Genomic DNA, 18,907 nt, shown 5'->3' with positions numbered 1-18,907 from the left:
CCATAGAGGCACCCGTGCTTTATGCATTCAGGCGGATAAAATTAGAAAATTAGGATAACATTACAAAAAATATTAATTCTTGTTTGACAAAGTGTATACGAATATTTAATAATAATGAAGATTTTATTTTACCTCTTGAGGAGGAACAGTGGAATGTCTGACTACCTAGTTATTGTGGAATCGCCAGCAAAGGCTAAAACCATCGAAAAATACTTAGGAAAAAAATATAAAGTAAAAGCATCAATGGGACATGTTCGAGATTTACCAAGAAGTCAAATGGGTATTGATATCGAGCACGAATTTGAGCCCAAGTATATTACGATTCGAGGAAAAGGACCTGTTTTAAAAGATTTAAAAACAGCGGCGAAAAAAGCGAAGAAAGTCTATCTCGCAGCCGATCCGGATCGCGAAGGAGAAGCAATCGCATGGCATTTGGCGCACAGCCTTAATATAGATGTCCACTCTGATTGTCGAGTCGTATTTAACGAAATTACAAAGGATGCCATTAAAGAATCTTTTAAGTATCCTCGACCTATTAACATGGACTTAGTAGATGCACAACAGGCGCGACGAATTCTAGATCGTCTCGTAGGTTATAACATTAGTCCATTATTATGGAAGAAAGTAAAAAAAGGATTAAGTGCAGGTCGTGTACAATCGGTCGCTGTTCGCCTTATTATTGAGCGCGAAAAAGAAATCAACCGATTTAATCCTGAAGAATACTGGACGGTAAACGCGACGTTCCAAAAAGGCAATGACCAATTTGAAGGTAGCCTGATGGAGTACAACGGTAAAAAGCTTGATCTAAAAAGCGAAGAAAATGTAAAAGAAGTACTCGCACATATTGATGGGAACGAATTTGCGATTACAAAGGTAACGAAAAAAGAACGCAAGCGTAACCCGGCAACACCGTTCACTACATCTTCTCTTCAACAGGAAGCGGCACGTAAGCTGAATTTCCGTGCTAAGAAAACGATGATGATCGCACAGCAATTATATGAAGGAATTGATTTAGGTAAAGAAGGTACCGTCGGTTTGATTACATATATGCGAACAGATTCAACTCGTATTTCAGATTTGGCGAAGGAAGAAGCGTTTGGATATATTAATGATTCGTACGGTGAGGAATATACGCTGAAAGAAAAGCGTAAGGAAAAGAAAAATGCGAAGGCACAAGACGCGCATGAAGCGATTCGTCCGACATCCGTTCTTCGCAAGCCTGCTGATGTAAAGTCCGTATTATCACGTGATCAGCATCGCTTATACAAGCTCATTTGGGAGCGTTTCGTAGCAAGCCAAATGGCGCCTGCTGTAATGGATACGATGGCAGTTGACTTAGTGAACTCTGGTGTGATGTTCAGAGCAAATGGATCTAAAGTGAAGTTTCCTGGTTTCATGAAGGTATACGTCGAAGGTAACGACGACCAAGTGGAAGAAAAGGAAAATATGCTTCCAGCGCTAGAAGAGGGCGAAAACGCTTTCTCTAAAGACGTAGATTCCAAGCAACATTTCACGCAGCCACCGCCACGTTACACGGAGGCACGACTCGTTAAAACGCTTGAAGAGCTAGGTATTGGCCGACCTTCTACGTTTGCACCAACGCTTGATACCATTCAAAAACGCGGCTATGTTTCCTTAGATAATAAGCGATTTGTTCCAACAGAGCTTGGGGAAATCGTTTTAGAACTAATGGTGGAGTTTTTCCCTGAGATTATTAATGTGGAATTTACAGCCAATATGGAAACAAGCCTTGATGAAGTAGAAGATGGTAAAATACAATGGGTAAAGATCATTGATGATTTCTATAATGATTTTGAACCGCGACTTGATAAAGCGGAAAAAGAAATGAAAGAAGTCGAAATTAAGGATGAGCCTGCTGGAGAAGATTGTGAACTATGCGGCTCACCAATGGTATTTAAAATGGGCCGATACGGCAAATTCATGGCCTGCTCTAATTTTCCAGAGTGTCGCAACACGAAGCCAATTGTGAAACAAATCGGAGTGAAGTGTCCGAAATGTGAAAAGGGCAATATCGTGGAACGAAAATCGAAGAAAAAGCGTACGTTCTACGGTTGTGATCAATTCCCAGAATGTGACTTCCTGTCATGGGATAAACCTATTGCACGTAAATGTCCAAAATGTGATAGTCTCTTAGTGGAGAAGAAACAGAAAAAAGGAACACAGGTTAGCTGTATAAACTGTGATTACAAAGAAGAAACACAAGAATAAGTCGTTTGAGTGCTCATACAAATTGAGGTTGTGAAATGACATCGCCTGATGGGAATAGATGGTTAACCTATTCCACGGGCGATGTTTGTCTGTTTGTATCCATATCAAACACAGAAGCAGATGGAGGAAAAATAATGAGTGAAAAATTTATTAATGTAATTGGAGCAGGTCTTGCTGGTAGTGAAGCAGCGTGGCAAATTGCGAAACGAGGAATTAAGGTTCATCTATACGAAATGCGTCCTGTTAGACAAACAGCTGCGCATCACACAGACAAGTTTGCAGAGCTTGTTTGCAGTAACTCACTTCGAGGCAACTCGTTAACAAACGCAGTGGGTGTATTAAAAGAAGAAATGCGTCAATTGGATTCCGTTATTATTCGCTCAGCAGATGAATGTGCCGTGCCGGCAGGAGGAGCACTTGCGGTTGACCGTCATGAATTTGCGGCTCTTGTAACGGAAAGTGTTAAAAATCATCCAAATGTAACGGTATTTACAGAAGAAATTACAGAAATCCCAGAAGGACCAACAGTAATCGCAACAGGTCCACTAACATCAAAAGATCTTTCAGATCAGCTTCGTGTTCTCACTGGCGAAGATTACTTGTATTTCTATGATGCGGCAGCACCAATCATTGAAAAAGAAAGCATTGATATGGACAAAGTATACTTAAAGTCCCGTTATGACAAAGGAGAAGCAGCTTACCTAAACTGTCCAATGACAGAAGAGGAATTTGATCGCTTTTACGAAGCACTTACGACAGCTGAAACGGTTCCCCTTAAAGAGTTCGAAAAAGAAATTTACTTTGAGGGATGTATGCCAATTGAAGTAATGGGGCAACGCGGAAAGAAAACGATGCTATTTGGTCCGATGAAACCAGTAGGATTAGAAGATCCAAAAACAGGGAAGCGACCATATGCAGTTGTACAACTTCGTCAAGATGATGCGGCAGGAACCCTTTATAATCTTGTTGGTTTCCAAACGCATTTAAAATGGGGAGCACAAAAAGAGGTTCTTCGTTTAATTCCAGGACTTGAGAACGTAGAAATTGTGCGTTATGGTGTGATGCATCGCAATACGTTCATTAATTCACCTAACTTATTAAAGCCAACGTATCAGTACCGTGAACGTGAAGATCTATTCTTTGCTGGTCAAATGACAGGTGTTGAAGGATACGTGGAATCTGCTGCAAGTGGATTAGTAGCAGGAATGAACGCAGCGAAGCAACTTCTTGGAGAGGAACTTGTTGAATTCCCACAAGAAACAGCCATCGGTAGCATGGCGTACTACATTACCCATACAAACGCGAAAAACTTCCAGCCAATGAATGCCAACTTTGGGATTTTTAAAGAGCTTGAAGTGCGTATTAAGAACAAACAAGAACGTTATGAAGCCTACGCTAATCGAGCGTTGGAAACTATTCAGAATTTTATAAAAAAATAAGATTAATTTGTTTGCAAGGGCTACTAAATTGTGATAATATTTAGTAGCCCTTGTGAGGTGATAAGAGTGCAAAATGTTAAAAGTTTTTTAAATTCCTTTCTGGAATATTTACAAATTGAAAAAAACTATTCAAAATATACAATTGTTTCTTACACAAAAGATATTGAGTTTTTTCTAGCGTTTATGGAAGCAGAAGGTATTGAAACATTAAAACAAGTTACATATGCTGATACTCGATTGTTTTTAACGAAACTTCATAAGGAGCAATATTCAAAGCGATCCATTGCTCGAAAAATTTCGAGTTTACGCAGCTTTTACAGATACTTACACCGAGAGCAACTGGTAGAACAAAATCCGTTTGCTCTAGTTTCTTTGCCTAAAAAAGAACAAAAAACACCTCGGTTTCTGTACGAAGAAGAACTACAACAAGTATTTGAAGTGTCTGATTTAACGACACCGCTTGGGCAACGAAATCAAGCCATATTAGAATTGATGTATGCAACCGGTATTCGCGTTAGTGAATGTTCAAATATTCAGCTTCAAGATTTAGAACTTTCTTTTCAGACCGTACTCATTAATGGAAAAGGCAAAAAGCAGCGCTATGTTCCGTTCGGAAAATACGCGTTGCACGCTTTAGAAACTTATTTGGGGGACGGTCGTCTCACTTTACTTGAAAAAGGTAAAGCTGATACCAAAACACTATTTCTAAATGCAAGGGGAGGACCGCTTACGAATCGCGGAATTCGCTTAATCATCAACAAAGTGATGGAGCAGACCGCCGATCATATTCGTATTAGTCCGCACGTTTTACGTCATACTTTTGCGACGCACATGTTAAATCATGGAGCTGATTTGCGTACGATTCAAGAGCTATTGGGTCACGAAAACCTATCTACAACGCAAATCTATACCCACGTTTCAAAAGAACGATTAAAAAGTGTTTACATGGACGCACATCCCCGAGCATAAAAAGGAGGAGTTATTATGTCAACCTTTCATGCAACAACGATTTTTGCGGTTCAACATAAAGGGAACTGCGCGATGGCTGGTGACGGACAGGTAACGTTCGGTAATGCTGTTGTGATGAAGCATACAGCCCGAAAAGTTAGACGACTTTATCAAGGAAAAGTGTTGGCAGGTTTTGCAGGTTCCGTAGCGGATGCATTTACGCTATTTGAAATGTTCGAAGGAAAGCTTGAGGAATACAACGGCAACCTTCAACGTGCAGCGGTAGAACTGGCAAAACAATGGAGAAGTGATAAAGTTCTTCGAAAATTAGAAGCCATGCTCATTGTAATGAATAAAGACGTTATTCTGTTAATTTCCGGAACGGGTGAAGTGATTGAGCCTGATGACGGTATTTTAGCAATTGGTTCAGGTGGGAACTATGCCCTTTCTGCAGGTCGTGCTCTAAAGCATCATGCAGGAGATCATTTAACAGCACGTGAGATTGCAAAAGCAGCTCTAGACATTGCAAGTGATATTTGTGTTTATACAAATGGAAATATTATCGTAGAAGAGTTGTAGGAAAGGAGAGTTCATAATGAATACTCATTTAACCCCTCGTCAAATTGTTGAAAAGCTGGATCAGTATATTGTCGGTCAAACAAAAGCTAAAAAAGCAGTTGCTGTTGCTCTTCGTAATCGCTATCGTAGAGGCTTATTAGGCGAGCAGCTGCGTGATGAAGTGGTGCCTAAAAACATTCTAATGATTGGCCCAACGGGTGTCGGAAAAACGGAAATTGCGAGAAGACTTGCTAAGCTTGTCGGTGCGCCGTTTATTAAAGTAGAAGCCACTAAGTTTACTGAGGTGGGCTACGTAGGGCGCGATGTCGAATCAATGGTTCGTGATTTAATGGAAACGTCCATCCGTCTTGTAAAAGAAGAGAAAATGGAAGCAGTACAAGAAAAAGCGAAAGAACAAGCAAACAAGCGATTAGTGGAATTACTTGTTCCATCGTTGAAAAAGCAACAGTCTTTTAAAAACCCATTCGAAATGCTCTTCCCTGGCAACAATCCTTCTGAAAGCTCTGAGTCAGAATCAGAAGATGATACGATTCGAACAAAGCGCAAGCAAGTTGCCCATCAGCTCGCATTAGGAGAGTTAGAAGATCACTATGTAACGGTTGATGTACAGGAGCAACAGCCGCAAATGTTTGATATGTTGCAAGGAACGGGTATGGAACAGATGGGCATGAATCTTCAAGACGCATTAGGTGGTTTAATGCCGAAGAAGACGAAAAAGCGTAAATTGACTGTAAAAGAAGCGCGGAAAGTGTTAACGAACGAAGAAGCGCAGAAATTAATTGATATGGACGAAGTAACACAAGAGGCCATTCAGCGCGCTGAGCAGTATGGCATCATCTTTATCGATGAAATTGATAAAATTGCAAGTAAAGGCAATGGTAATGGCTCAGCGGAAGTTTCACGTGAAGGTGTGCAACGCGACATTTTACCAATTGTTGAAGGATCAACGGTAGTAACAAAGTACGGATCGGTCAAAACAGATCATGTATTATTCGTTGCAGCAGGGGCGTTTCACGTCTCAAAGCCGTCAGATTTAATTCCTGAATTGCAGGGCCGTTTCCCAATCCGCGTGGAGTTAACGAAGTTGACGGTTGATGACTTTGTTCGCATCCTTGTTGAACCAGATAATGCCCTTTTAAAGCAATATCAGGCGTTATTGGAAACAGAAGGTATACAAATTGAATTTTCTGACGATGCTATACGTAAGATTGCAGAAGTGGCATTTCATGTGAACCAAGATACGGATAATATTGGCGCACGCCGTCTGCACACAATTATGGAGCGTCTGTTGGAAGATCTGTCGTTTGAAGCGCCGGACGTTACGATGGAAAAAATCACAATTACTCCTCAGTATGTAGAAGAAAAGCTAGGAGAAGTTGCGCGTAATAAAGATTTAAGTCAATTTATTTTGTAACACATTTAGAGAGAGATCTTATCAGGAGGCACAATAATGGATTTATTAACAAAAACAAGAAAGATTAATGCAATGCTGCAAAAGGCAGCTGGTAAACCAGTAAACTTTAAAGAAATGGCTGAAACGTTAGGTGAAGTTATCGAGGCTAATACATTCGTAGTGAGCCGTCGCGGTAAGCTACTAGGAATTGCGATTAAACAACAAATCGAAAACCAACGTATGAAAGATATGTTAGAAGAGCGTCGTTTTCCAGAAGAATATACGAAAAACCTTTTCAGCATTAACGAAACATCTTCAAACCTTGATGTAGAAAGCGAATATACGGCTTTCCCTATTGAAAACAAAGAGCTTTTCAAATCAGGTTTAACAACGATCGTGCCAATCATTGGTGGGGGAGAGCGCCTAGGTACACTTATCTTAGCTCGTCTAGATGAGAAGTTCCATGATGATGATTTAATTCTTGCTGAGTACGGTGCTACAGTAGTAGGAATGGAAATCTTACGTGAAAAAGCAGAAGAGATTGAAGAAGAGGCAAGAAGCAAAGCGGTTGTTCAAATGGCCATCAGTTCATTATCATACAGTGAGCTTGAAGCAATTGAGCACATTTTTGAAGAGCTTAACGGCAATGAAGGCCTTCTTGTGGCAAGTAAAATTGCAGATCGCGTAGGGATTACACGTTCTGTCATCGTAAATGCTCTTCGTAAGCTTGAAAGTGCTGGTGTTATTGAGTCTCGCTCTCTAGGAATGAAAGGGACATACATTAAAGTCCTAAATGACAAATTCCTTGTTGAACTTGCGAAATTAAAATCAAATTAATCCATAAAAAAAGCGCTATGAGTAGCGCTTTTTTTTATGGATTTTTCCTCGTACAATAGTCATACATTCTCGTCTAGGAAGTATACTTTTAGAAGTGGTTTTGTGTGAAAAATGTCACGATAACAGATTACCTAACATCAAAGAAATTTGTTACAAATGGTACTTAAATAAGTCTATAATACGTCGAAATGTCTTCATAATTTTGTCAGAAATATAGGTTTAAAGTAGTGAAGTATGTAAAAAAAACCTAAAAAACATAGACATTTCCATAAACCTTCCCTAAAATGTTAGATAGCAAGGCAAGTCGAATTTTGTCAAAACAACAATACTTTACAAATGAGGGATTTTCGTGAAGTTATTTTCAACAACATTTGATGCTCTAGAACAAGGGCTAAACTATTCTTCACTAAAGCAAAAAACGATCGCTGATAACATTGCAAACGTGGATACACCGAACTACAAAGCGAAAAACGTATCGTTTAAAGGTGAGCTAGATCGTGCCTTAAATGAATCGCTAAAAGCTCATCGCACGAACCCGAGACATTTTGAATTTACTCCTTCATCCTCTTTTTCTAACTCTGCAATTGTAAGCCGTGCAAATGATTATCAACAAAATGGCAACAGTGTTGATATGGATTTGGAAATGTCAGAGCTTGCTAAAAATCAAATTTATTATCAGGCCTTGTCTGATCGATTAAGTGGAAAGTTTAGCTCAATGAAAATGGTGATAGGAGGCGGAAGATAATTATGTCGATGTTTGACAGTTTGAATATATCATCCTCTGCTTTGACAACACAGCGCCTTCGAATGGACGTGATTTCATCGAATATGGCAAATGCTGATACGACAAGAGCAAAGCTTGTGAACGGTAAATGGGAGCCATATAAACGTAAAATGGTTGAGGTTCAAACGAGTAGTGATTCCTTTCATTCCGTGTTTAACAAATTTTTAGGTGGGAAGCAGAATAGTATAGGCGAGGGAGTAAAGGCATCAAAGATTGTAGAAGATCAAACGCCATTCAAGCTTGTCTATGATCCGACGCACCCCGATGCGGATGCGCAAGGGTACGTCAAAATGCCGAACGTAGATCCGCTGAAAGAAACGGTAGATCTGATGAGCTCTACACGCTCATACGAAGCAAATGTAACAGTGGTAAATGCTACAAAAGGAATGCTGTTAAAAGCTTTAGAAATCGGTAAATAGGAGGAATTTCATTGATTAATTCTGTTGCAGCACAATCGCCTTTTCAAATGCTTCCAGCTCAAACGAATACGCCTATGAAAAATAGCGGGAGTGAAAGCTTTGGTACCCTTTTAAAAGAGGCGATTGATTCTGTTAATCAATCACAAGTAGCAGCTGATCAAGCCACACAAAAGCTCGTGAACGGAGAAGATATCGATCTACATGAGGTGATGATTACTTCTCAAAAGGCTAGCATTACCCTACAAACAGCTGTAGAAGTTCGTAACAAAATGATTGAAGCTTACCAAGAAGTTATGCGCATGCAAGTATAATGAATGAATTATGCGATTCGCGTTTAACGGTTATTAAAAGATAAAAGTAGAAAGAAATAATAACCGGAGGAGTAGAATGAACGAACGACTGTTGAAATATAGACAAAAAATCACTGAATACTGGACGAACAAATCAAAAAAGCAAAAAGGCTTTCTAATAGGGGGGCTTGTTGCACTCATTGTCGCGATTGCCGCCATTTATATATTTACAACGAGAGTCAGCTATGTCCCACTTTATAGTAATTTGTCGGCACAAGAGACAGGGCAAATTAAATCAGAGCTTGACTCAAGAGGCGTGCCTTCTGAAATTTCTCAGGACGGTCAGACGATCTCAGTGCCCAGCGATCAGGTTGATACGCTAAAAGTGGAGCTTGCTGCACAAGGTATTCCGAAAAGTGGCACAATTGATTATTCATTCTTTAGCCAAAATGCAAGCTTTGGAATGACCGACAACGAGTTTAATGTGTTAAAAGTGGCTTCAATGCAGACTGAAATAGCGAACTTGATTAAGGGAATTAGCGGCGTTAATGATGCAAAGGTCATGATTACCCTTCCGCAAGAGAGCGTATTTGCAAATGACAAAGGAAGCGAAGCATCAGCATCTGTGGTGTTAAACACAAAACCAGGATACGAGTTCGACGACAAGCAGATAAAAGCACTTTATCATTTGGTATCCAAAAGTGTTCCGAACCTTCCTACTGACAATATCGTCATTACGAATCAATATTTTGAGTATTTTGACCTAAAAAAGGACGAAGATTCATCAAGCTATGGCACGTTTATGGCGCAAAACGAAATTAAAAAGCAAATTGAACGTGATTTACAGCGCCAAGTTCAAACAATGCTAGGAACGATGATGGGGAATGACAAAGTTATCGTTTCTGTTTCAACAGACTTGGATTTCACAAAAGAAAATCGTGATGAACAACTTGTGGAGCCAGTCGATAAAACAAAAATGCAGGGGCTTGCTGTAAGCGCAGAACGTATTACGGAAACGTATACGGGAAAAGGTGCTAAAAATGGTGGAACAGCTGGTACCGGTCAAAGTGACGTATCAAATTACACTTCTACTACCACGAGTGATGATGGGGACTATGAAAAAACCGAAGAGCGACTGAATTATGATGTAAATCGGATTCATAAAAAAATCGTGGAAAGTCCTTATAAAGTAAAGGACATTGGTATACAGGTAATGGTCGAACCACCTAAGCCAAATAATCCATCTTCATTGTCACAGCAGAGCATTCAAGATATTCAACAAATCCTAGGAACGATTATTCGCACAAGTATTCAGCAGGACCCAGGCACTCCTGCTTTAACAAATGCCCAGGTGGACAGTAAAATTGCGCTTTCCGTCCAAAAATTTAATGGCAAACAAGCTACTGCCGCTTCTACAAACGCAACTATTCCACTCTGGATGTATATTGTAGGCGGATCGCTAGTAGTCATTATCCTATTATTACTATTTTTATTGTTTAGAAGAAGAAAAAATAGAGAAACAGAATATATTGAAAATGAAGAGGAAATCGTTGAAGAGTTTTCTCCAACTCTTGACCGAGTCCTTTCCACAGAACAGCAGCGCCGTAAAAAGCTTGAGCAATTAGCCAAGGATAATCCTGAAGAATTTGCGAAATTGTTGCGAACATGGCTCGCTGAGGATTAGGGGGGGAAAGCATTGGCTAAATTAGAGAAAAAAGGAGAGCTGACGGGCAGGCAAAAGGCGGCTATTTTACTTATATCGCTTGGGCCTGACGTCTCAGCCTCTGTTTACAAGCACTTAAGCGAAGAAGAAATTGAGCGATTAACGCTCGAGATCTCAAGCATGCGAAAAGTAGAAACCGATGTAAAAGAAGATATTATAGAAGAGTTTGAGCAAATAGCCCTAGCGCAGGACTATATTGCTCAAGGTGGAGTCGGATACGCTAAAACTATTTTAGAGAAGGCACTTGGAGCCGAGCAAGCATCAATGATTCTAAATCGACTTACTTCTTCTTTACAAGTAAAGCCATTTGATTTTGCTAGAAAAGCAGATCCGATGCAAATCTTGAATTTTATTCAAAATGAGCATCCGCAAACAATTGCACTCGTCCTGTCCTATTTAGATCCTGCGCAGGCGGGGATGATTTTATCATCGCTTCCTCAAGAGCGTCAGGCAGATATTGCAAGACGTATTGCGACGATGAGTAGTACTGCACCAGAAGTCATTAACGAAATTGAGCAAATTCTGGAACGAAAGCTCTCCACAACTGTTACCCAAGATTACACGCAGACGGGTGGAGTTGAAGCGGTCGTTGAAGTGTTAAGCGGAGTGGATCGTACAACAGAAAAGCTTATTTTAGATACGCTTGAAATTCAAGATCCAGAGCTGGCAGAAGAAATTAAGAAGCGAATGTTTGTATTTGAAGACATTGTCACCCTTGACAATCGAGCCATTCAACGCGTCATTCGTGACATCGAAAATGAAGACCTGCTGCTGAGCTTAAAGGTAGCAAGCGAAGAGGTCAAATCTGTTATTTTCCGCAATATGTCACAGCGTATGGTTCAAACATTCCAAGAAGAAATGGAGTTTATGGGACCGGTTCGCTTGAAAGATGTCGAAGAGGCGCAGTCACGTATTGTGGGTGTTATTAGACGTTTAGAGGACAGCGGGGAAATTATGGTAGCCCGCGGCGGTGGAGATGATATTATTGTCTAACGTAATTAAGCATAATCAAACAAACGAAAATGTTGCAAAAAGAACCATTGAAATTCGTTCGTTTCATTCCTATCAAGATGCAACGTTAGAAGAAGATGAGCAGAGCGAGCATTCTTCATCTGGGGTTATGCTTCAACAAGCGGCTGAGCAAGCAGAAATGCTACGAGCACAAGCAGAGAATTATATGGCTACAAGTCGTCACGCCATCGAGCAAGAGAAGGAACAATGGCTTGAGGAGCGCAGTCGTTTCGTAGAGCAGGCACGAGAGGAAGGCTTTCAGCTAGGTGTAGAAGAAGGAAAGCAGGCGGGGATCGAGCAGTATCAGCAACTCATTCAACAGGCGAGGGAGATCGTGGATCAAACAAAGGCAGAATATAATCGATATTTGGAATCCTCTGAAGAAGTGATTTTGAATTTAGGATTTGCACTTGCGGAAAAGATTTTGGCACAGCAGCTTGAATTAAATCCTGATATCTTTTCATCTGTTGTAAAAAAAGCGGTTAAAGAGGTTCGCGATCATAAAAATATCCAAGTCTATTTATCACCAGATTACTATCCGCTTGTGCTAGAACGAAAAGACGAATTAACAGTGCTTTTAGCGGGTGAAGCCAGTCTATTCTTATACCCAAGCGATGACCTTCAGGCAGAGGCTTGCTATATTGAATCTTCTTTCGGAAAAATTGATATTAGTATCGATGTGCAATTAAAGGAGTTAAAGCAGCAACTGATGGAACTTTTAAAGGATGTTGAAGGAAATGAAGGTTGAACAATTAATCAGTGAAATTCCCTATCTATCTTCGTTTAAGCGCTACGGAAAAGTCACTAGGGTAGTAGGGCTTATGATTGAATCAAGAGGCCCTGCCGCATCCATTGGGGATTTGTGCTATATCTATGTCGGTGCTAGAGAGAATAAACAACAACGTATATCAGCGGAAGTAGTAGGGTTTAAGGAGGAATTTGTGCTGCTTATGCCTTACACGTCTGTTCGTGATATTGCCCCGGGCTGTATTGTAGAGGCTACTTCTAAACCTCTACAAGTAAAAGTAGGGCCGGATTTAATTGGTCATGTTCTTGATTCTCTCGGGAATTCGTTGGATGGAAAAGAACTTCCGGTTGGAATGACGCCGGTGTTAACCGATCAGAACCCTCCAAATCCTCTTGAGAGACCACCTATTGATGAACCATTAGAAGTAGGGGTGCGTACAATAGATAGTCTACTAACTGTTGGTAGAGGACAACGGATTGGTATTTTTGCAGGAAGTGGTGTTGGAAAAAGTACGCTTATGGGAATGATCGCACGTAATACGACTGCGGATTTAAACGTCATTGCGCTTATCGGAGAACGTGGACGAGAAGTGCGTGAGTTTATCGAAAAAGATTTAGGTCCTGAAGGGTTAAAGCGATCAATCGTCATTGTGGCGACTTCTGATCAGCCTGCCCTTTTGCGTATCAAAGGTGCCTATACGGCTACAGCAATTGCTGAATATTTCCGTGACCGCGGCCTAAACGTCATGTTTATGATGGATTCTGTTACGAGGGTAGCAATGGCTCAGAGGGAAGTAGGGCTAGCCATCGGAGAGCCGCCTACGACAAAAGGATACACGCCTTCTGTCTTTTCCATTCTGCCACGCCTTCTTGAACGTACCGGAACCAATCAGCACGGCTCTATTACCGCCTTTTATACGGTCTTAGTAGACGGCGATGATTTTAATGAACCGATTGCCGATACGGTCAGAGGAATTATTGATGGACATATTGTGTTAGACAGAGCACTCGCGAATAAAGGACAGTATCCCGCTATTAATGTATTAAAAAGCATTAGTCGAGTGATGAATCAAATCGTCACAACCGAGCATAGACAAAACGCTGATCGTTTACGAGATTTGCTCGCCACGTATATTAATTCAGAAGACCTTATTAATATAGGAGCCTATAAAAAAGGATCCTCAAGAGAAATTGATGAAGCCATAAACTACTATCCGGCCATTATGTCTTTTTTGAAGCAAGGTACGGATGAACGTATTTCCATTCAGACGAGCGTTGAGCAGTTGACTAGTATTGCTGGAAAGGGTGAGTAACTATGGTGTATCAATTTAAATTTTCCAAAATTATGTCGATTAAAGAAAATGAAAAAGAGCGAATTCTAAACGAATACAATGAAGCGGTAGAACGATTTGAAACGGTTGGACAACGTCTGTACGACGCCCTGAAGCACAAAGAACAGCAAATTGAGGCATACAACCGGAAAATGATGAACGGCATGTCCATCACCGAACTGAAACAAGTGCAGGCTTTTTTAGAACGCACCGAACGATTAATAGAAGGCTTACAAAAAGAAGTCATTTCAGCAAGGCAATACATGCAAACGAAACAGTTTTTACTGCAAGAAAAAAATATCGAAATGAAGAAATACGAAAAAATGAAGGCAAACGATTTTCATCTTTATCAAGAAATTCAAAAGTCAACAGAAGCAAAGCAAATGGATGAAATATCACTGCAACAATATATGTTGAAAGAAAAATAGGTGACGAGATGAGCAAGAAAAAATCACAGGCCGTGGAAGAGGAAAGTACCAAAACGAGTAAAGTTCAGCTCTTTTTCTTCGTCTTTTTGATCCCTGCTATTTTTACGTTAGTCATTATGTATATTATCTTGATTGTTGCGGGTGTGGACGTGAATAAAAAAATTGGAGAAATTGCTCAAAATACTCCGATTTTAAATAAAGTGGTCGATAATAAAGGTGAATCTGCAGCACAGCTTCCAGGAGCAGAGCAACAGAAGGAAATGGATCGCTTAAAAAAAACGTTAGATAATCAGAACAAGAAAATGACAAAGGTACAGAAGGAAAGCGATCAAAAAGATACAACCATCCAGCAGCTGAAGGCACAGATTGAAAAATTGCAGCAAGAGAAAGAAGATGCGGCAAAAGCTGGTCAAAAATCTTCAGCTGATGATCAAAAGCTTTTGAGTACATTTCAAGGTATTACACCTAAAAAAGCTGCCCTTATTTTTGCACAGCTGGATCAGCAACAGGCGCTGACCTTAATGAAAAAATTAGATAGCACTCAGCTTGCTTCCATTTTAGAAAAAATGGATCCTGCTGTTGCCGCTAAGTATGTTAATTTATTGGCTTCTTCAACTTCATAATAAGGAGGAGGTGAGTGCATGGAGATTAATGGAACAATGTCCTTTTTGACAACTGGACAAATTGGAAGTTCAAACGACACGTCAAAAGCACCTTCTAATCTATTTCAAGGGCTGTTATTAAATGCCACGTCTTCGGAGCAAGGTGGAAAAACGGACGCACTAGCCAAAGCAATAAAAGGATTTATGAGTCACTCAGGTCAGGTAGTAGAAGTCCCTTCTCAAGTGCTTAATGATGCCGTCACAGAGGGATTAAATATGGGTTCTTTAACAGAAAAACAACAAGTTGCAAATAGCGGAAAAGATCAGCAAGAGCTCGCTCAATTTTTAGAGGCATTGAAAAATGAACCCGTGGAAGATGAATCACTTGTATCACCAACTGATAGTGCAGCCTTATTACAAATGATTAGTGCGCTTTTTTCACAGCCAGACGGTACAAAAGAAGTATGGTCAAAGATTGAGCAAAAGCTTAGTTCATTAAATGATAAAGAAGTTATTAAAAACGTATTGAACGTTTTACGCACGTTTACAGAATCCAAAGACCCTAAGGAAATGCTCAATATCTTACAGGGAGAAGTTAAGGACTGGATGAATGGAAACGGAGCTACGCTTTCAACAGATCAGAAGCGAGAAGTAATTGCTCTCTATTCCGTTATGAAAATGATCGAAACACCACAAGAAGCTCAGCAATTGTTAGGGAAAATAACAGCGCAATCGCTTAATCAATCTCCAACCACTGGCACTACGCAGCAAAGCCAAGGGGCGCTAAAAGAGCTTTACCCGAAAAATTTAGGTCTTAAAACATGGCAAGAACAAGTCTCAAGCGCCACAAAAGTGCTTGAAGAAAAGATGATGCCAAGTAGCCCGGTTAATTCGAATCAAGTACTACAAAATAAGCTTTTATCCAAGTCGTTTCGTATGCCAACAATCGTGACGAACGTATCAGCTAGTGAGACCAAAAATGATGTAAGCGAAACGCCTATTGTGCAAGGGGACATGAGCAAAGTGCAACAGCTCGTTCTTCACGTTGGAGCAACTACCACTAAAAGTGAGGGAACAGATGCAGAGTTCATAAAAAACTTTGAAGCAATTTTATCCAAAGGTGCGTTAACAACGAACGGCTCGTCTTCACGCTTGTTAATTAAATTGAACCCTGAACATCTCGGGAATTTGCAGATTGAGCTGGTGAAGCATAATGATCAGCTGGTTGCACGCATTCTGACATCAACATCTGAAGCAAAAGAGTTAATTGAATCTCAGCTTCAAGCATTAAAGCAAACGTTTCAACATCAGCACCTAGCAGTCGATAAACTAGAAGTACAGCAGCAATTCCAGCCGTTTACTTCAGACCAGACATTTAAAGAGGGGCAGAATCCTTCACAGGAAGAAAAGCGTCAGCAAAGTGAACCTCAGCAAGAAGAGGAATCAGTTCTAGAAGAGTTCGGATCGACTTTTCAGGAGGCTCTTTTAAATACGAAAGTGTAGGTGATAAACGTGGCAAATACGATTGATCCAACATCTTATCTATCAAATTACCAAAAACAAACTCCTAAGACCGGAAATAGTGCGCTAGGCAAAGATGATTTCTTGAAAATTCTCATTACCCAGCTTCGTAATCAAGACCCAACAAGTCCAATGGAGGATAAAGATTTTATTGCCCAAATGGCGACTTTTTCAACGCTCGAACAGATTACGAACATGAGCAAATCATTTGATAAATTTGCTGAGCAGCAGGATCAAATCGCACTCATTCAATATCAGCAGTTTATTGGCTCAGAAATCGCCTATGAAAAAGTGACGAAAAACGACGATGGAACGACGAATAAGACAAAAGGAACGGGCGTCATCGAGGGCATTCAATATACGAGTAGCGGCGTTGTTTTTCAGCTCATGAACGGAGAGCAAATTAGTGGGAATGACATTACGCAAATTAATGAAAAAGCAGACGAATCGTATATGATGCAAGCGAGTCAGCTTATTGGAAAAACCGTTACGTGGAAAGACAGTGCTAATGAAGAGCATACCGCTGTCGTAGGGTCTGTATCGTTTCAAGGTGGAAAGGCATCTTTTCACATAAACGACGGTGCTAATACAACGTTCACGGCCGCTCAAATCATAAAAATCAGTGGATAAGGAAGGGTGATGTGGAAGTGGAAAAGCCTTTCATTAGACCGTTTCACACACCGCCTGCATATCTGACAGCTCAGACAAAAAAAGTAGCCACTTCATCTTTTAAAGAAGAGCTAGAGTTAGTGGTTCAACCAGTAAAAATTAGCAAGCACGCCGATCAGCGCATTCAAGCGCGCAATATTCAAATTCAGCCCGAAGAGTGGCAGCTTCTTGAAAAAAAGATGGCAGAAGCGAAAAAAATGGGCATTAACGATTCATTAGTTTTAATGAAGAACGCAGCCCTCATTGTTAGCACGAAAAATCATGCCGTTATAACGGCGATGGAACGTAAAGAGGCGTCTTCTCAAATATTTACTAATATTAATGGAACAATTGTCATCGACTAATTGCTGGACCTTGTAAAGGAAAGCACGGACTGCGGACTGACAGAAGCAGTCTACTAAAACATGTATCTTATAAAAGGGGAAATGAAAGAATGTTACGTTCAATGTACTCGGGAATTAGCGGTATGAAAAACTTTCAAACAAAACTAGACGTAATTGGAAACAACATCGCCAATGTAAATACGTACGGATTTAAAAAGGGAAGAACGACGTTTAAAGACTTAGTAAGTCAACAAATCTCTGGTTCCAGCGCTCCGACAGCTACACTTGGCGGAACGAATGCCAAGCAGATCGGTTTAGGTTCACAAATTAGTACAATTGATACGGTGAATACACAGGGAAGTCTGCAAACAACAGGAAGAACGCTAGATTTAGGGATTTCCGGAGATGGATTTTTTACTTTACTAGACGGCAATGGACAAAGATATTATACACGTTCAGGAAACTTTTATCTCGATAAAAGTGGAGATGTTGTAAATAGCGATGGTCTCCATATTCTGGATACAAATGGGAACAAAATTAATATTGATCCCAATTCCCAAAGTTTTAGTATTGGTGCAGACGGGAGTGTAACAACAGTTCCAGCGAGCCCTACAGCCGTCTCAATTGGTTTGACAAAATTCCCTAATAGTGAAGGGTTAGAAAAAGCTGGTCAAAATTTATATCGTGCTTCTAATAACTCAGGTAACCCTACTGCCACTAATCCAGTTAAACCTGGAACGGGTGGAACAGGTTCACTTGTAGCAGGAGCTCTCGAAATGTCTAACGTCGACCTATCTGAGGAATTTACCGATATGATCGTGGCGCAGCGTGGTTTCCAGGCAAATACGCGTATTATTACGACATCTGATCAAATTTTAGAAGAGCTTGTAAACTTAAAACGATAGAGTAAGGAGGGAGGGTACTAGGTAGCGGACAGTTGCTTAGTACCCGCATATTGATGATCCAGGTGACAAGATTAAATGGGAAATTGTTTTCATTAAATGCCTTATACATAGAACAAGTAGAGGAGTTCCCAGACACGACCATCACTCTATCAAACGGAGATAAGTTTATTGTAAAAGAAAGTTTGGAAGAAGTCGTAAAACGAATCACCAATTTCTATCGGGAGATTAATATAGTAGCAACACGGAAAGACATGGAGGGATAAGCAGTTGTTTAAAAATAAATTAGTTAATATTATGATCATTATTTTATTGTCTTTAACATTAGTAGGAACGGCAGCCGTGATCATTATTATGAAAATGTCAGGAGATGAGGGTCCAAAAGATCCAAACATTGATGAAATTGTCGATGCATCTGTTGATGTTACTGATATTACAACCAATCTATTAGATGACAGCTTTATTCGCATTTCATTCAAGATTCAAACGGATAGTAGCGATGCGAAAGATGAGCTAGCGAAGCGTGATTTTCAAGTGCGCGATATTATTATTAAAGAATTATCAAATATGAAGTCTGCTCAGTTTCAAGGAAGCCGTGGCGTTGTCCAATTAGAAGATCGTATTAAAGCAAAAGTGAATGAATTAATGCAGGATGGACGCGTAGTAAAAGTTTATACAACCTCCAAAATGTTGCAATAAAATAATGAGAAGGAAAAAAGTAGGAGGTGAACA

General features: G+C 40.2%; 21 protein-coding genes. All 21 read left to right on the top strand.

The window, feature by feature from the left end; all coding sequences use genetic code 11:
* Positions 1-153 precede the first annotated feature (153 nt).
* The 21 genes from topA (at position 154) to fliL (ending at position 18,874) form a co-directional block, all read left to right on the top strand.
* On the top strand, positions 154-2,229 hold the full coding sequence (gene topA, locus IE339_RS17265; protein WP_242169547.1) for a type I DNA topoisomerase: 2,076 nt from the start codon (positions 154-156) through the stop codon (positions 2,227-2,229).
* Between the two features lie 134 nt (positions 2,230-2,363).
* A complete protein-coding gene (gene trmFO, locus IE339_RS17260; RefSeq protein ID WP_242169546.1) occupies positions 2,364-3,668 on the top strand; it encodes an FADH(2)-oxidizing methylenetetrahydrofolate--tRNA-(uracil(54)-C(5))-methyltransferase TrmFO in 1,305 nt (434 codons plus the stop codon).
* Between the two features lie 66 nt (positions 3,669-3,734).
* Positions 3,735-4,637 carry a tyrosine recombinase XerC gene (gene xerC, locus IE339_RS17255; RefSeq protein WP_242169544.1) on the top strand — a complete coding sequence of 301 codons (903 nt, stop codon included), beginning with the start codon at positions 3,735-3,737 and terminating at the stop codon, positions 4,635-4,637.
* A 15-nt stretch (positions 4,638-4,652) separates the two neighbouring features.
* On the top strand, positions 4,653-5,195 hold the full coding sequence (gene hslV, locus IE339_RS17250; protein ID WP_053401713.1) for an ATP-dependent protease subunit HslV: 543 nt from the start codon (positions 4,653-4,655) through the stop codon (positions 5,193-5,195).
* Positions 5,196-5,211: 16 nt separating this feature from the next.
* Positions 5,212-6,609, top strand: a complete 1,398-nt coding sequence (hslU, locus tag IE339_RS17245; protein WP_242169542.1) for an ATP-dependent protease ATPase subunit HslU — start codon at positions 5,212-5,214, stop codon at positions 6,607-6,609.
* 36 nt (positions 6,610-6,645) lie between these two features.
* Positions 6,646-7,425, top strand: coding sequence for a GTP-sensing pleiotropic transcriptional regulator CodY (codY, locus tag IE339_RS17240; protein WP_242169539.1), 780 nt, complete (start codon positions 6,646-6,648; stop codon positions 7,423-7,425).
* A 349-nt stretch (positions 7,426-7,774) separates the two neighbouring features.
* Positions 7,775-8,170, top strand: coding sequence for a flagellar basal body rod protein FlgB (gene flgB / locus IE339_RS17235; protein WP_242169537.1), 396 nt, complete (start codon positions 7,775-7,777; stop codon positions 8,168-8,170).
* A gap of 2 nt (positions 8,171-8,172) precedes the next feature.
* Positions 8,173-8,628: a flagellar basal body rod protein FlgC gene (gene flgC, locus IE339_RS17230; RefSeq protein ID WP_242169534.1), complete on the top strand. Its 456-nt coding sequence runs from the start codon at positions 8,173-8,175 to the stop codon at positions 8,626-8,628.
* A 47-nt stretch (positions 8,629-8,675) separates the two neighbouring features.
* On the top strand, positions 8,676-8,939 hold the full coding sequence (fliE, locus tag IE339_RS17225) for a flagellar hook-basal body complex protein FliE (protein ID WP_277933983.1): 264 nt from the start codon (positions 8,676-8,678) through the stop codon (positions 8,937-8,939).
* 76 nt (positions 8,940-9,015) lie between these two features.
* Complete coding sequence (gene fliF / locus IE339_RS17220; RefSeq protein ID WP_242169531.1) at positions 9,016-10,602, top strand: flagellar basal-body MS-ring/collar protein FliF; 1,587 nt, start codon at positions 9,016-9,018, stop codon at positions 10,600-10,602.
* 12 nt (positions 10,603-10,614) lie between these two features.
* Positions 10,615-11,634, top strand: coding sequence for a flagellar motor switch protein FliG (gene fliG / locus IE339_RS17215; protein WP_053401707.1), 1,020 nt, complete (start codon positions 10,615-10,617; stop codon positions 11,632-11,634).
* Positions 11,627-12,400, top strand: coding sequence for a flagellar assembly protein FliH (gene fliH, locus IE339_RS17210; protein ID WP_242169530.1), 774 nt, complete (start codon positions 11,627-11,629; stop codon positions 12,398-12,400). The genes fliG and fliH overlap by 8 nt, the downstream gene beginning before the upstream one ends.
* Complete coding sequence (fliI, locus tag IE339_RS17205; protein WP_242169528.1) at positions 12,390-13,712, top strand: flagellar protein export ATPase FliI; 1,323 nt, start codon at positions 12,390-12,392, stop codon at positions 13,710-13,712. Before fliH ends, fliI begins: the two co-directional genes overlap by 11 nt.
* Positions 13,713-13,714: 2 nt before the next feature.
* Positions 13,715-14,158: a flagellar export protein FliJ gene (gene fliJ, locus IE339_RS17200; protein ID WP_242169526.1), complete on the top strand. Its 444-nt coding sequence runs from the start codon at positions 13,715-13,717 to the stop codon at positions 14,156-14,158.
* A gap of 8 nt (positions 14,159-14,166) precedes the next feature.
* Positions 14,167-14,781 (top strand): MotE family protein, encoded by a 615-nt coding sequence (locus tag IE339_RS17195; RefSeq protein WP_242169524.1) that lies wholly within the window; start codon positions 14,167-14,169, stop codon positions 14,779-14,781.
* Positions 14,782-14,799: 18 nt separating this feature from the next.
* Positions 14,800-16,263: a flagellar hook-length control protein FliK gene (locus IE339_RS17190; protein WP_242169522.1), complete on the top strand. Its 1,464-nt coding sequence runs from the start codon at positions 14,800-14,802 to the stop codon at positions 16,261-16,263.
* A gap of 9 nt (positions 16,264-16,272) precedes the next feature.
* The gene (gene flgD, locus IE339_RS17185) at positions 16,273-16,911 is read left to right on the top strand and encodes a flagellar hook assembly protein FlgD (RefSeq protein WP_242169520.1); all 639 of its coding nucleotides are present in this window, start codon (positions 16,273-16,275) and stop codon (positions 16,909-16,911) included.
* Positions 16,912-16,928: 17 nt separating this feature from the next.
* Positions 16,929-17,294 (top strand): TIGR02530 family flagellar biosynthesis protein, encoded by a 366-nt coding sequence (locus IE339_RS17180; RefSeq protein WP_242169518.1) that lies wholly within the window; start codon positions 16,929-16,931, stop codon positions 17,292-17,294.
* Positions 17,295-17,383: 89 nt separating this feature from the next.
* Positions 17,384-18,178: a flagellar basal body rod protein FlgG gene (gene flgG, locus IE339_RS17175; RefSeq protein ID WP_242169516.1), complete on the top strand. Its 795-nt coding sequence runs from the start codon at positions 17,384-17,386 to the stop codon at positions 18,176-18,178.
* A gap of 53 nt (positions 18,179-18,231) precedes the next feature.
* Positions 18,232-18,441 carry a flagellar FlbD family protein gene (locus IE339_RS17170; protein WP_053401780.1) on the top strand — a complete coding sequence of 70 codons (210 nt, stop codon included), beginning with the start codon at positions 18,232-18,234 and terminating at the stop codon, positions 18,439-18,441.
* Between the two features lie 4 nt (positions 18,442-18,445).
* Entirely contained in the window at positions 18,446-18,874 is a 429-nt protein-coding gene (fliL, locus tag IE339_RS17165) for a flagellar basal body-associated protein FliL (protein ID WP_053401698.1), read from the top strand.
* Positions 18,875-18,907 lie beyond the last annotated feature (33 nt).

The sequence above is a fragment of the Priestia koreensis genome, from assembly GCF_022646885.1.
Taxonomy (GTDB): domain Bacteria; phylum Bacillota; class Bacilli; order Bacillales; family Bacillaceae_H; genus Bacillus_AG; species Bacillus_AG koreensis_A.
The sequence above is the reverse complement of the archived record's forward strand: the minus strand, read 5'-3'. Positions and strand labels throughout refer to the sequence as shown.